This is a genomic window from Kitasatospora sp. NPDC036993, assembly GCF_055607525.1.
In genome coordinates this window covers 28,856-42,135 of record NZ_JBVJRP010000034.1, presented here as the reverse complement: position 1 = coordinate 42,135, position 13,280 = coordinate 28,856, and the positions used below count along the sequence as shown (strand labels likewise).

Sequence of the window (13,280 nt, the reverse complement as noted above, 5' to 3'; positions counted from 1 at the left end):
GAAGCCTCGAACACCACGTCCTTCAACGGGAATTCGAACCTGGCACACACCTCGTCGAAGGCGGCGGCGAACACCGGGAACGCCGCGTACAGCTCCCGGCCCATCCCCGCCCGCTGGCTGCCCTGCCCCGTGAACAGGAAGGCGAGCCCGCCGACCGAACCGGCCGATCCGGCGACGACACCCGCGCCGGTCCGGTCCTCGGCCACCGCCGCGAGGCCGGCGAGCAGTTCGTCGCGGTCCGCGCCCGAGACGACCGCCCGCTGCTCGAACCGGGCCCGCGACAGCGCCAGCGAGTATCCGATGTCCGTGAGCGGCAGCTCCGGCCGCTCCCCGACGAAGGCCGCCAGGCGCGCGGCCTGGTCGCGCAGCGCCGCCTCCGACTTGCCCGACACCACCCACGACACCGGAGCGGTGACGGTGGCCTCCGCCGCCTCCTCGGGCTCCTCCGCCGGAGCCTGCTCCAGGATCACGTGGGCGTTGGTGCCGCTGATGCCGAACGAGGACACCGCCGCCCGGCGCGGACGCCCGGCGGCCGGCCAGTCCCGCGCCTCCGTCAGCAGCTCCACCGCGCCCGCCGACCAGTCGACCTTCGTCGACGGCTCGTCCACGTGCAGGGTCTTGGGCATGACGCCGTTGCGCAGCGCCATGACCATCTTGATGATGCCGCCCGCGCCGGCGGCGGCCTGGGTGTGGCCGACGTTGGACTTGAACGAGCCGATCCACAGCGGGTTGTCGGCCGGGCGCTCCTGGCCGTAGGTGTTGATCAGGGCCTGGGCCTCGATCGGGTCGCCCAGGCTGGTGCCGGTGCCGTGTGCCTCGACCACGTCGATCTGGTCGGAGGAGAGCTGCGCGTTGTCCAGCGCCTGGCGGATGACGCGCTGCTGCGACGGGCCGTTCGGCGCGGTCAGGCCGCTGCTCGCACCGTCCTGGTTGACGGCCGAACCCCGCACCACCGCAAGCACCTTGTGCCCGTTGCGGCGCGCGTCCGACAGCCGCTCCAGCAGCAGCATGCCGACGCCCTCGGCGAAGCCGGCGCCGTCGGCCCGGTCGGAGAAGGCCTTGCAGCGGCCGTCGGCCGAGAGGCCGCCCTGACGGGCGAGGTCGATGAAGGCCTCGGGGGTGGACATGACCGTGGTGCCGCCGGCCAGGGCCATCGTGCACTCGCCGTTGCGCAGCGCCTGGGCGGCCAGGTGCAGGGTGACGAGGGAGGAGGAGCAGGCCGTGTCGACGGAGACGGCGGGGCCCTCCAGGCCCAGGGTGTAGGAGATCCGGCCGGAGGTGACGCTGTAGGCGTTGCCGGTGCTGAGGTACCCCTCGACGTCCTCGGGGAGGCGGTCGAGCCGGGTCGCGTAGTCCTGGTACATCACGCCCGCGAATACGCCGGTGCGGCTTCCGCGCAGCGAGTGCGGGTCGATTCCGGCGTGCTCGAAGGCCTCCCAGGAGATTTCCAGGAGAAGGCGCTGCTGCGGGTCCATCGCGAGCGCCTCGCGGGGGGAAATCCCGAAGAAGGCGGGGTCGAACTGCGCGGCTTCGTAAAGAAATCCGCTTTCCCGGTTGTAGAACGTTCCGGGCTTTTCCCGGTCGGCGCTGTAGAGCCGTTCGATGTCCCAGCCGCGGTCGGACGGAAGGGCGGACACCGCGTCCCTGCCCTCGGCGACCATCTCCCAGAGTTCCTCGGGGGAATTGGCGCCACCGGGATAGCGGCAGCTCATTCCCACGATGGCGATGGGCTCGTGCGCCCGCGAGTCGGCCTCGTTCAACAGCTGCTTCGTCTGCTGCAGATCGGCCATTACCCGCTTGAGGTAGTCGCGAAGCTTCTGCTCATTCTGCATCTAAAGCAACCTCTTGAGGAGCGCGGCGGGACATCGACATGACTTCACATGCGACGCTAGGAGCTGGCTCCCCGCGGCGGCCACCCCTAGCGTCCCTAGTCGCCCCCCTACGACCCCAGAGGGGCGGGAATGCCGAGTGGCCAGGGGATATTCGGCCCGCCGGGAAGGTCGTACGGGACCGAGGTCCGGTACGGAGATACGGGGCGGAGATCCCGGGCGGAGGCGTGGGGCGGAGGTCCGGTACAGGGGTGCGGAACAGAGGTGTGGAACAGCGGGAACAGAGGTGTGGAACAGCCGTCCGGACGGCCGAGGGACGGCCGTCCGGACGGCTGGGGGGGGTTCGGCGGGCCCTGCCGGGCCCCTGGGGTCAGCCCAGGCCGAGTTCCTGGTCGATCAGCGCGAACATCTCGTCGTCGCTCACCGCGTCCAGGTCCGTCACCGCGCCGCCGGCGCCGGCGCCCCCGCCGGACACCACCACGGAGCGGCCGAGGACGGCCAGCAGGCCCTGGAGGCGGTTGACCACCTTGTCCCGGTCCTCGTCCGACAGGTCGGCGGAGGACAGCGTGGCCTCCAGCCGGCCGAGGTCGGCGTGCACCGGTGCGGCGCCCTGGACCGCCGGGCCGGCGCTGATCCGGGTGCCGAGGTGTCCGGCGACCGCGCCCGCCGACGGGTAGTCGAAGATCAGCGTCGCGGGCAGGCGCAGCCCGGTCGCCCCGTTGAGCCGGTTGCGCAGCTCCAGGGCGGTCAGCGAGTCGACGCCGAGGTCGATGAAGCCGCGCCCCGCCTCGACCTGACGGTGACTGGTGAACCCGAGCACCTTGGCCACGTTGATCTGCACCAGCTCCAGCAGGACCTCGGCGCGCTTCTCCTCGCTCAGCCCGCCCAGCCGCCTGACCAGCAGCTCGGCCGGGGACTCCCCCGCCGCGCCGGCGGTCGACGCCTCGCGCCTGGCCGGCACCCGGACGAGCCCGTCGAGCAGGGCGGTGAGGTCGCCGGCCGCGGCCTGGGCCCGCAGCTGCGGCAGGTCGAGCCGCACGGGCACGATCACGGCCTGCGCGGTCGCGAGCGCGGCGTCGAGGAGTTCCAGGCCCTCCGACGAGGGGATCGTCGCCAGGCCCGAGCCGGTGATGCGCTGCACGTCGCCGGAGCCGAGCCCGGACGTCAGCTCGCTGCGCTGCTCCCACAGACCCCAGGCCAGGGAGTGGGCGGTGAGCCCGGCGGCCCGGCGGTGCCGGGCGAGGGCGTCCAGGAAGACGTTCGCCGCGGCGTAGTTGGCCTGGCCGGGGCCGCCGAAGACGCCCGCGGCGGAGGAGAAGAGGACGAAGGCCGTCAGGTCCAGCTCGCGGGTCAGCTCGTGCAGGCTGACGGCCGCGTCGACCTTCGGGCGCATGACCGCCTCCAGCCGCTCGGGGGTGAGCGAGCCGATCACGCCGTCGTCCAGCACACCGGCGGTGTGCACGACGCCGGTGAGCGGGTGCTCGGCGGGGATGCCCGCCAGCAGCGCCGCCAGGGCCCCGCGGTCGGCGGCGTCGCAGGCCGCGACGGTCGCCTCGGCCCCGAGCCCGGCCAGTTCGGCCACCAGCTCGGCGGCACCGTCGGCCGCCGGGCCGCGCCGGCTGGTCAGGAGCAGGCGGCGGACGCCGTGCCCGGTCACCAGGTGACGGGCGACGAGGCCGCCGAGCGAGCCGGTTCCGCCGGTGATCAGCACCGTCCCCTCGGGGTCGAACCGGGGAGCGCCGGACCCGGCGGCCTCGGCGGCGTCGACCTCGGAGGCCACGGCCCCGGCGGACGGCTCGACGCGGGCCAGCTTCGGCACGTACAGCACGCCGTCGCGCAGGGCCAGTTCCGGCTCCACGGAGGCGGCGGCCAGCGCCAGCACATCGTACCCGACGGACTCGGCGCCGTCCGGGTCGAGGTCCAGCAGGACGAACCGTCCGGGGTTCTCGGCCTCGGCCGAACGCACCAGACCCCACAGGGCCGCGTGCACCAGGTCGGTCGGCGCCGCGTCGGCCCGCCCGGCCGTCGCACCACGGGTGACCATCAGCAGCCGGGCCCCGTCCAGCCGGTCCGCCGCCAGCCAGCCTCGCACCGTCTCCAGGGCGCGTACGGTCGCGGCCCTGGCGTCCTCGGCGAGCGTCGGCAGGGTGTCTGCCGAGCCCTCCGGGGCCCACGGCAGGCAGACCACGTCCGGCACCTGCCCGCCCGCCTCGACGGCCGCGAGCAGCTCGGTGAGGCCCGGATGGACCGACACCCCGCCCGCGACGCTCTTCAGGGCGGCGTGCAGGCCGAACGCGTCCTCGCCCACCGTCGCCCAGCTGCCCGTGGCGGGTGCGACCGCCGGAGCCGGCACCCAGTCCACGTGGTACAGCGGGCGGGCCGCGCCGCCCGCCGAGGCCAGCTGCCGGGCGGACACCGGCCGGGTCGCCAGGCCCTCCACGGAGACCACCGGCGCGCCGGTGGCATCGGCGGCGGCCAGGGTGATCCGCTTCTCCTCGTCCATGGTCAGGCGCACCCGCAGGTGGGAGGCGCCCTCCGCGTGGAAGGTGACACCGGCCCAGGAGAACGGAAGCCGGACCTCGGGTTCCTCCTCCCCGCCGGCCGCCGGATCGGCGGCGGCGGCCGCGACCCGGTGGTTCACGGCGACGATCGAGGCGTGCAGCGCGGAGTCCAGCAGCGCCGGGTGGACGGAGAATCCGCGGGTCGCGGTGCCCTCCGCGAGCTCCACCTCGGCGAAGACCTCCTCGCCGCGCACCCACACCGAGCGCAGGCCCCGGAAGACCGGACCGTACTCGTACCCCTGCTCGTTCAGCCCCTCGTACAGCCCGTCCAGCCCGATCTGCTCCGCCCCGGCCGGCGGCCAGGACAGCAGATCGGCCTCGACCGTGACGGCGGCCGCGCCGAGCGAGCCGACGGCGTGTGTCGTCCACGGCTCCTCAGCCGCGCCGTCCGGGCGGGAGTGGACGCCCACCGAACGGTGACCGGACGCCTCGGGCGCACCCACCACGACCTGCACCTGCAACGCGCCGGCCGCCGGGAGCACCAGCGGCGCCTGGATGGTCAGTTCCTCGACCTGGCCGTACCCGACCTGGTCACCGGCGTGCACGGCCAGCTCCACCAGGCCCGTGCCCGGCACCAGGACCGTCCCCATCACCGCGTGGTCCGCCAGCCACGGGTGCGACCGCAGCGAGACCCGCCCGGTGAACACCATGGTGTCGGTACCGGCGGGCGTCACCGCGGCACCCAGCAGCGCGTGCGCGCTCTCCACCAGGCCGAGCCCGGCGGCGTCACCGGCGGAGGCACCGCCCTCCAGCCAGAAGCGCTGGTGCTGGAAGGCGTAGGTCGGCAGGTCGGTGCGGCGCGCGCCGCGACCGGCGAAGACGGCCTCCCAGTCGAGTGCCACACCCTGGGTGTGGAGACCGGTGACGGCCTGGGTGAAGGACAGCGCCTCCGGCCGGTCCTTGCGCAGGACCGGGGCGAAGTGGCCCTCGGTGATCTCCTGGGCGAGGGCCGACAGGGTGCCGTCCGGGCCCAGCTCCAGGAACGTGGTGACGCCCTGAGCGGCGAGGTACGCGACGCCGTCGGCGAAGCGCACAGCCTGACGGACGTGGCGCACCCAGTACTCGGGCGAGGTCAGCTCGGTGGCGAGTTCACCCGTGACGTTGGAGACCACGGCGAACTTCGGCTCGGAGTAGGCGAGTTCGGACGCGACCGCGCGGAACTCGGCCAGCATCGGCTCCATCCGCGGCGAGTGGAACGCGTGACTCACCCGCAGCTGACGACCCCGACGACCCTGCTCCTTCCAGTGCTCCAACACCTCCAGGACAGCGGCCTCGTCACCCGAAACCACCACCGACGTCGGCCCGTTGACCGCCGCCACGGCGATCTCCGACTCCCGGCCCGCCAACAGCGGCAACACCTCGGCCTCGGTCGCCTCGATGGCCGCCATCGCACCACCGACGGGCAGGGCCCGCATCAGCCGGCCACGCGCCTCGACCAACTTCGCGGCGTCGCCCAGGGAAAGGACCCCGGCGACATGGGCAGCGGCGATCTCACCGACCGAGTGGCCCACCAGGAAGTCGGGCCTCAGACCCCACGACTCCACCAGACGGAACAACGCCACCTCGACGGCGAACAGCGCCGCCTGCGTGTAAGCCGTCTGGTCCAGCAGCTCCGAAGCCTCGAACACCACGTCCTTCAACGGGAATTCGAACCTGGCACACACCTCATCGAAGGCGGCGGCAAAGGTCGGGAACGCCTCGTACAGATCCCGGCCCATCCCCGCCCGCTGGCTCCCCTGCCCCGTGAACAGAAACGCGAGCTTGCCACGGCCCACCGAAGCGCCGGACACTTCACCACTCGCCAGACCTGCCAGCCCGGCCAGCAGCTCCTCCCGACTCGCACCCGACACCACCGCACGGTGGTCGAACCGCGCCCGCGACACCGCCAACGAGAAGCCGACATCCACCGGCGACAGCTCCGGCCGCTCCCCCACGAACGCCGCCAGCCGCCCGGCCTGCGCCCGCAGCGCCGCCTCCGACTTGCCCGACACCACCCACGCGACCGGAGCGTCGACAGTGACCGCGACGGCCTCCGCCGGCTCCTCCACCGGAGCCTCCTCCAGGATCACGTGCGCGTTGGTCCCGCTCAGGCCGAACGAGGACACACCGGCCCGGCGCGGGCGCCCGGCCTCGGGCCACTCGCGGTTCTCGGTCAGCAGCTCGACCGAGCCCGCCGACCAGTCGACCTTGGTCGACGGCCGGTCCACGTGCAGCGTCTGCGGCATGACGCCTTCACGCAGCGCCATCACCATCTTGATCACACCGGCGACACCGGCGGCGGCCTGGGTGTGACCGATGTTGGACTTGATCGAGCCGAGCCACAACGGGCGGCCCGCCTCCCGGCCCTGCCCGTACGTGGCCAGCAGCGCCTGCGCCTCGATCGGGTCACCGAGCGTGGTGCCGGTGCCATGCGCCTCGACCACGTCCACGTCACCCGTGGACAGGCCCGCGTCGGCCAGCGCCTGCCGGACCATGCGCTGCTGCGAAGGGCCGTTCGGGGCGGTCAGACCGTTGGACGCGCCGTCCTGGTTGACGGCCGAACCCCGCAGGACGGCAAGGACCTTGTGGCCGTTTCGGCGCGCCTCGGACAGCCGCTCCAGCACCAGCATTCCGACGCCCTCGCCCCAGATGGTGCCGTCGGCGGCCTCCGCGAAGGCCTTGATCCGGCCGTCCTCGGCGAGACCGCGCTGGCGGGAGAAGTCCGTGAAGGAGATCGGCGTCGCCTGGACCTGCACACCGCCCGCGAGCGCGAGGGTGCAGTCGCCGCGCCGCAGCGCCTGCGCGGCCAGGTGCAGGGTCACCAGCGAGGAGGAGCAGGCGGTGTCCAGGCTGACCGCCGGGCCCTGGAGGCCGAGGCTGTAGGAGATGCGGCCGGAGGCCACGCTGTTGACGTTGCCGTTCGAGAGGAACGGTTCGAGGTCGGCCGGCACTGTCGGGAGGATGCAGCCGTACTCGTTGTGGATCACGCCGAGGTACACCCCGGTCGGGCTGCCCTTGAGCGAGGCCGGGTCGATGCCCGCGCGCTCCAGCGCCTCCCACGAGACCTCCAGCGCGAGCCGCTGCTGCGGGTCCATGGCGACGGCCTCGCGCGGCGAGATCCCGAAGAACGCCGGGTCGAAGGCCTCGACGTCCTTCAGGAAGCCGCCCTGGTGGACGTAGGTGGTGCCGGGCCGGTCGGGGTCCGGGTCGTAGAGCTCCTCCAGGTCCCAGCCGCGACCCTGCGGGAAGTCGGCGATCGCGTCGCCGCCGCCCGCGACCAGCTGCCACAGCTCCTCCGGCGAGCCCACCCCGCCCGGGAAGCGGCAGGCCATGCCGACGATCGCGATCGGCTCCCGCCCGGCCTCCTCGACCTCGATCAGGCGATTGCGAGTTCGGCGCAGCTCCGCGGTCACGAACTTGAGGTTTTCCAGCAGCTTCACGTCTTGCGCCATTTCCGCATCACCTATCGACGTCAATCTTCGGCGGACGGGCCCGGGTTCGGCCCGTCCGTCCCCCTGAGAACAGAACGGCGGCCCGGACGGCGCGTGGCCGTCCGGGCTCGCCATGGCACTACGCCCCGCCGAACTCCCGCTGGATGATGTCCAGGATCTCGTCGGCCGTGGCCGACTCGAGGTCGTCGTTCCCGTGCTCGGCCCCGAGGGCCGTGCTCTGGACCTCGTTCCACCTGGCCAGCGCGGCCTGCAGCCGGTCCGTGATCCGCGCGGCCTCCTCGCCCTCGGGCGAGGCGGCGGCGATCGCGGACTCCAGCCGGTCCAGCTCCGACAGCACCGAACCGACAGGCGCGACAGCGGGCTCGGCGGCACCGCCGACCTCGGCGAGCAGGTACTGCGCCAGGTCCGCCGGGGTGGGGTAGTCGAAGATCAGGGTCGCGGGCAGACGCAGTCCGGTGAGGGTGTTGAGCCGGTTGCGCAGCTCGACCGCCGTCAGCGAGTCGAAGCCCAGTTCCTTGAAGCTCCGCTCGGGCTCGATCGCGCCCGAGCCCGCGTGCCGCAGGACCTCGGCGACGTTCGACACCACGAGGTCGAGCAGGTACTCCAGCTGCTCGGCCGCCGGGCGGCCGGCCAGCCGGTCGCCCAGCGACACCGGGCCGCTGCCGGTGCCCGTGCCGGCCTGCGCCACGCGCCGCACCGGCGTCCGGACGAGCTTGCGCAGGATCGCGAAGTCCGGTCCGTCGCTCGGCTGGATCCGGTCCGGCTCCAGTCCCATCGGGGAGGCGACGGCGAGCCCTGCGGACAGCACGACGTCCAGCAGTTCGAGACCGCGCCCGGTCGGCAGCGGGCTCATCCCCGCCTGACGGATCCGCTCGACGTCCGCGTCCGACAGGCCCTCGGTGATACCGCTGCGCTGCTCCCAGAAGCCCCACTGGAGCGAACTCGCGACCAGGCCCTCCGCCCGGCGCTGCTCCGCCAGGGCGTCCAGGAAGGTGTTGGCGGCCGCGTAGTTGCCCTGACCGGCGTCGCCGAACAGGCCCGCCGAGGACGAGAACAGCCCGAAGGCGGCGAGATCCAGGTCCCGGGTCAGCTCGTGCAGGTTGTACGCCGCGTCCACCTTCGGGCGCAGCACCGCCTCCAGCCGCTCCGGCGACAGCGAGGCCACCAGGCCGTCGTCCAGCACGCCGGCCGTGTGGAACACGGCGGTCAGCGGACGCTCGGCGGGGATGGTGGACAGGAGGCCGGCGAGGGCGTCGCGGTCGGCGGCGTCGCAGGCGGCGAACTCGACGGTGGCGGCGCCCAGTTCGAGCAGCTCCTCCGTCAGTTCGCGCGCACCGGCTGCCGCGGCGCCGCGGCGGCTGGTCAGCGCCACGTGCCGCACGCCGTGCTCGGTGACGAGGTGGCGGGCCACCAGGCCGCCCAGCGTGCCGGCACCGGTGACCAGCACCGTCCCGGACGGATCGAACTCCACCGGCTCCGCGGCCAAGGACGACGGCACCCGCACCAGACGCGGCACCCTCACGCTGCCGTCACGCACCGCCAGCTGCGGCTCACCCGACGACACCGCCCCGGTCAACCGCTCCCACACCGGCGCGACGTCCTCGACGTCCAACAGCGTGAACCGCTCCGGGTTCTCCGACTGCGCCGAACGCACCAGACCCCACACCGGAGCATGTACCAGATCCCCGACACCCTCGCCCTCGACCCCGGCCACCGCACCACGCGTCACGAACACCAGCCGCGAACCCGCGAACCGCGCGTCCTCCAGCCACTCCCGCACCACACCCAACGCCCGGACCACAGCCCCGCGCACCACATCCGCCGAAACCGAACCCGCCACCGGCTCCAACGGGAAGAACACCACACCCGGAACCGACGAACCCAGCCCCGCCAGACCCCCCTCACCCACAACAGCGAAATCACCAGCCGCAACCGACTCGGCCTTCAGCTCCGACCACTCGACCCGGAACAACGACTCCTCGAAGCCCCCGGCCACCGACAGCTCACCCGCCGGCACCTCACGACGCACCACCGAACGCACCGCGAACACCGGCACACCCGAACCGTCCGCCGCCACCACAGCATCGCCCGACACCCGCACCCGCAGCACCGAAGCACCCGACGCGAAGACCGACACCCCCGACCACGACCACCCCGCACCAGGCCCCGCCACACCCACGGCCGACTCGATCAGCCCCGGATGAACGACAAACCCCTCCACCGACACACCATCAGCGAGCGCGACCTCGGCGAACACCTCATCACCGACCGACCACACCCCCTCCCCCACAACCCGCGCGCCCACCGGCGGCCACACCGACAGATCGAACGCCGGCCCCTCCGACACCACCGACACCACACCCACCGCATGCACCGTCCACTCGGTCCCGTCACCGGCACCGTCCGGACGGGAGAAGATCCGCACCTGACGACGGCCGTCCTCGCCGGCCTCGTCCACCGACACCCGCAACACGACGCCGCCCTGCTCGGGCAGCACCAGCGGCGCGTGGACGGTCAGTTCCTCGACCGTGCCCGCACCGACCTGGTCACCGGCGTGCACCGCCAGCTCCACCAGAGCGGACGACGGCACCACCGCCACACCGTGCACCCGGTGCTCACCCAGCCACCCGTGCGACTGCAACGACACCCGACCGGCCAGCACCACACCGTCCGAGCCCGGCAGATCAACCACCGCACCCAGCAGCGGATGACCGGTGCTCCCGAGACCAAGGCTGGTCACGTCCGCGGCCGCAGCCGTCGAACCGAGCCAGAACCGCTCGCGCTGGAACGCGTAGGTCGGCAGGTCCACCCGCCGGCCGCCGCGACCGGCGAACACGCCGTCCCAGTCGAGCGACGCGCCACGGGCGTGCAGGCCGGTGACGGCTTCGGTGAAGGACAGCGCCTCGGGGCGGTCCTTGCGCAGGACGGGGGCGAAGTGGCCCTCGGTGATCTCCTGCGCCAGAGCCGACAGGGTGCCGTCCGGACCCAGCTCCAGGAACGTGGTGACACCCTGCTCCGCCAGATACTCGACGCCGTCGGCGAAGCGAACGGCCTGGCGGACGTGGCGCACCCAGTACTCGGGCGAGGTCAGCTCGGTCGCCAGCTCACCCGTCACATTCGAGACGACGGCGAACTTCGGCTCGGAGTAGGTGAGTTCGGACGCGACCGAGCGGAACGCGGCCAGCATCGGCTCCATCCGCGGCGAGTGGAACGCGTGGCTCACCCGCAGCTGACGCCCCCGACGCCCCTGCGCCTTCCAGTGCCCCAGCACCTCAAGCACAGCGGCCTCGTCGCCCGAAACCACCACCGACGTCGGCCCGTTGACCGCCGCCACGGCGATCTCGGCCTCCCGGCCCGCCAGCAGCGGCAGCACCTCGGCCTCGGTCGCCTCGACGGCAGCCATCGCACCACCCGTGGGCAGCGCCTGCATCAGCCGGCCACGCGCCTCGACCAACTTCGCCGCATCCGCCAGTGACAGCACACCCGCGACATGCGCGGCCGCGATCTCACCCACGGAGTGACCCACCAGGAAGTCCGGAGTCAGCCCCCACGAATCCACCAGACGGAACAGCGCGACCTCGACGGCGAACAGCGCCGCCTGCGTGTAAGCGGTCTGGTCCAGCAGCTCCGAAGCCTCGAACACCACGTCCTTCAACGGGAATTCGAAGCGGGCACACACCTCGTCGAACGCCGCAGCGAACACCGGGAACGCGTCATACAGCTCCCGCCCCATGCCGGTCCGCTGGCTCCCCTGGCCCGTGAACAGGAACGCCACCTTGCCACGGCTCACCGAACCGCCGGACGCCTCGCCACTCGCCAGGCCTGCCAGCCCGGCCAGCAGCTCGCCCCGGCTCGAACCCGACACCACCGCACGGTGGTCGAAGCGGGAGCGCGACAGCGCCAGCGAGTACCCGATGTCCGTGAGCGGCAGCTCCGGCCGCCGCTCCACGAACGCCGCCAGCCGCCCGGCCTGCGCCCGCAGCGCCGCCTCCGACTTGCCCGACACCACCCACGGCAGCGGAGCGTCGACCGTCACCTCGGTCATCCCGACCGGCCCGGCCTCCGGAGCCTGTTCCAGCAGCACGTGCGCGTTGGTGCCGCTCATCCCGAAGGAGGAGACGGCGCAGCGCCGGGGCCGCTCGGTCTCCGGCCACTTCCGGGCCTCGGTGAGCAGCCGGACCGCGCCCGACGACCAGTCCACCTCGGGGGTGGGCTCGTCCACGTGCAGGGTCTGCGGCAGGATGCCCTCCTGCATCGCGAAGACCATCTTGATGATGCTCGCGACACCCGAAGCGGCCTGGCTGTGGCCGAGGTTGGACTTGTGCGAGCCGATCCACAGCGGCTCGCCGCCCTCGCGGCCCTGGCCGTACGTGGCCAGCAGCGCCTGGGCCTCGATCGGGTCGCCCAGCCGGGTGCCCGTGCCGTGCGCCTCGACCACGTCCACGTCGCCGGTGGTCAGCCCGGCGTTGCTCAGCGCCCGCCGGATGACCCGCTGCTGCGCGGGGCCGTTCGGCGCGGTCAGGCCGTTGGAGGCGCCGTCCTGGTTGAGGGCGGTACCCCGGACGACGGCCAGCACCCGGTGCCCGTTGCGCCGCGCGTCCGACAGCCGCTCGACGAGCAGCATGCCGACGCCCTCGGCCCAGCCCGTGCCGTCCGCCGCCGCCGCGAAGGGCTTGCAGCGGCCGTCGCCGGCCAGGCCGCGCTGGCGGGAGAACTCCAGGAAGGTGTCCGGGGTCGACATCACGGTGACGCCGCCCGCGAGCGCGAGCGTGCACTCGCCGCGCCGCAGCGCCTGCACGGCCTGGTGCAGCGCGACCAGCGAGGAGGAGCACGCCGTGTCGATCGACACCGCCGGGCCCTCCAGGCCCAGGGTGTAGGAGATCCGGCCGGAGGCGACGCTGCCCGAGTTCCCGGTGCTGAGGTAGCCCGCCAGGCTGTCGATGGCCTGGACGGAGCCGGTGTAGTAGTCCGAGGTCATCACGCCGGCGAAGACACCGGTCTGGCTGCCCCGCACGGAAGCCGGGTCGATGCCGGCCCGCTCGAACGCCTCCCAGGAGACCTCCAGCAGCAGCCGCTGCTGCGGGTCCATGGCCAGCGCCTCACGCGGCGAGATCCCGAAGAAGGACGGGTCGAACTCCCCCACGTCGTAGAGGAATCCGCCCTCCACCGAGACGGACTTGCCGAACGCGTCCGGGTCCGGGTCGTACAGGCCCTCGACGTCCCAGCCGCGGTTCGTCGGGAACCCGGCGATCGCGTCGGTGCCGTCCGCGATCAGCTGCCACAGCTCCTCGGGCGTGGTGACCCCGCCCGGGTAGCGGCAGGCCATGCCGACGATCGCGATCGGCTCGGTCGCAGCGCCGACGAGCTGCCGGTTCTGCTGCTTGAGACTCTCGGTCTCCTTGATCGACGCACGCAGCGCCTCGACGAGTTGTGCCTGGGACGTTGTCATCAAGAGCTCC

At 73.0% G+C, this 13,280-nt stretch carries 2 protein-coding genes and 1 pseudogene; all 3 read right to left on the bottom strand.

Features of this window, described 5'->3' with window-relative positions; all coding sequences use genetic code 11:
• Positions 1-1,808, bottom strand: a pseudogene (locus tag ACZ7C5_RS37330) (type I polyketide synthase); the annotation flags it as partial.
• A gap of 391 nt (positions 1,809-2,199) precedes the next feature.
• Positions 2,200-7,821, bottom strand: coding sequence for a type I polyketide synthase (locus ACZ7C5_RS37325; protein ID WP_470324403.1), 5,622 nt, complete (start codon positions 7,819-7,821; stop codon positions 2,200-2,202).
• 118 nt (positions 7,822-7,939) lie between these two features.
• Entirely contained in the window at positions 7,940-13,273 is a 5,334-nt protein-coding gene (locus ACZ7C5_RS37320; protein WP_470324402.1) for an SDR family NAD(P)-dependent oxidoreductase, read from the bottom strand.
• Between the last annotated feature and the right edge of the window lie 7 nt (positions 13,274-13,280).